This is a genomic window from Corynebacterium evansiae (assembly GCF_027570065.1).
GTDB classification, from domain to species: Bacteria; Actinomycetota; Actinomycetes; order Mycobacteriales; family Mycobacteriaceae; genus Corynebacterium; species Corynebacterium evansiae.
Genome location: NZ_JAKMUT010000019.1, coordinates 1 through 1579, shown reverse-complemented (window position 1 = coordinate 1579; position 1579 = coordinate 1). Strand labels below are relative to the sequence as shown.

Genomic DNA, 1579 nt, shown 5'->3' with positions numbered 1-1579 from the left:
CCCGTTACCTTGTGAGTGTCCCCGATAATGGGGATAGTCGCTGGTCCCGGTATGGCTTACTCGCCCTGTAGTTTCCATAATCCGGGGGGTGTTGCCGCCGGGTGCCAGGACTTTCGATGACAGCTGATAGGGACACGGCCAGTTTTAAACTAGGTCTCTTTGTAACGTGGGTGCTTGCAACGAAGGTCATGACACCAGCGACTGGAACAACGCCATACCCATCTCGTTTTCTAGGAGCTCATCATGTCTCCGGAGCATTCCATCGACATATTCCTTGGGTTAGACGTCGGCAAATCTGAACACCACGCCTGCGCCTTAGACCGTGATGGCAACAAGGTCTTCGACAAACCGTTGCCTCAACTCGAATCCGAACTAGCAGGCGTTTTTCACCAGCTTCAAAAGCTTGGCACCGTACTCGTAATCGTCGACCAACCCAACACCATCGGCGCACTACCGATTGCTGTAGCCCGGGACTGCGGTTGCGAAGTCGGATACCTGCCAGGTCTTGCGATGCGCAAAGCTGCAGATCTCTATCCGGGACGTGCAAAAACAGACAAACGCGACGCATTCATCATCGCCGACACCGCCCGCACAATGCCCCACACGCTACGTGCCGTCGACCGCAATGATGAGGTACTCTCCGCCCTAAAGATGCTGTCCGGCTTCGATGATGACATCGCCCGCGATTGCACTCGCACTGTCAATCGGCTTCGCAGTATCCTCACCCAGATCTATCCCAGCCTGGAACGAGTTTTTGCTGGTAGCACCCTGACTCGCACGCCGATCCTGGAATTATTGATCCATTACAAGGGACCGCAGGGGCTAAAAAGAGCCGGATACCAACGAGTGTTGAACTGGATGATCAAGCGCACACGTAAAGACCCCACCCCGCTGGTAGACGACATTTTTGCAGCGCTGAAAGCTCAAACAGTCACCGTGCCTGGAAGCGATGCCGCCGAGTTAGTAATTCCTCAACTGGCTGCAAACATCAAGACCCTCAAAGAGCAACGAAACACCATTGCTGAGCAGGTTGAAGAGATGCTCGCTGATTTCCCTCTTTGTGAGGTCTTGATGAGTATGCCCGGAGTCGGCATCAAGACCGCAGCGCAGATCCTTCTTGCGATCGGTGATGGCTCCGACTTCGCTAGTGCTGGCCACTTAGCTGCTTATGCTGGAATAGCACCCGTGACTAGACGATCCGGTTCGTCGATCAGAGGTGAGTTCCCGGCACGGTCAGGCAATAAACGACTGAAAAACGCCTTGTTCTACTCCGCATTCGCGGTTATCCGCAGCCACGAACCGTCACGGTGGTATTACGAACGCAAACGTGCTGAAGGAAAACGCCACAACGCAGCAGTCATCTGCCTGGCACGACGCCGATGCAATGTCATCTACGCGATGCTGAAAAACAAGGAGTTCTTCCGCGAAATCCCGCCACGCCCCGTCGCCGCATAAAGCCCCAAAGACGAAGCCGACCAGCACACGCTGGCCGGCTCCTAGGCACGCCTAAGAAACTACTCCCAAGACTGTGCTCGTCAACATCGGTCTGGCACTTGACAAAAACATAGGGACACCCCCC

The 1579-nt window shown here is 54.9% G+C and carries 1 protein-coding gene; it reads left to right on the top strand.

Annotated elements, in window-relative coordinates; genetic code table 11:
• The first annotated feature begins 243 nt into the window (after window positions 1-243).
• Window positions 244-1455, top strand: a complete 1212-nt coding sequence (locus L8V00_RS09950; protein ID WP_269944928.1) for an IS110 family RNA-guided transposase — start codon at window positions 244-246, stop codon at window positions 1453-1455.
• The last annotated feature ends 124 nt before the right edge of the window (window positions 1456-1579 follow it).

Bases quoted from the DNA above. Each gene is read 5' to 3' on its own strand.
- L8V00_RS09950 (WP_269944928.1), top strand. From the start codon at position 244: ATGTCTCCGGAGCATTCCATCGACATATTCCTTGGGTTAGACGTCGGC.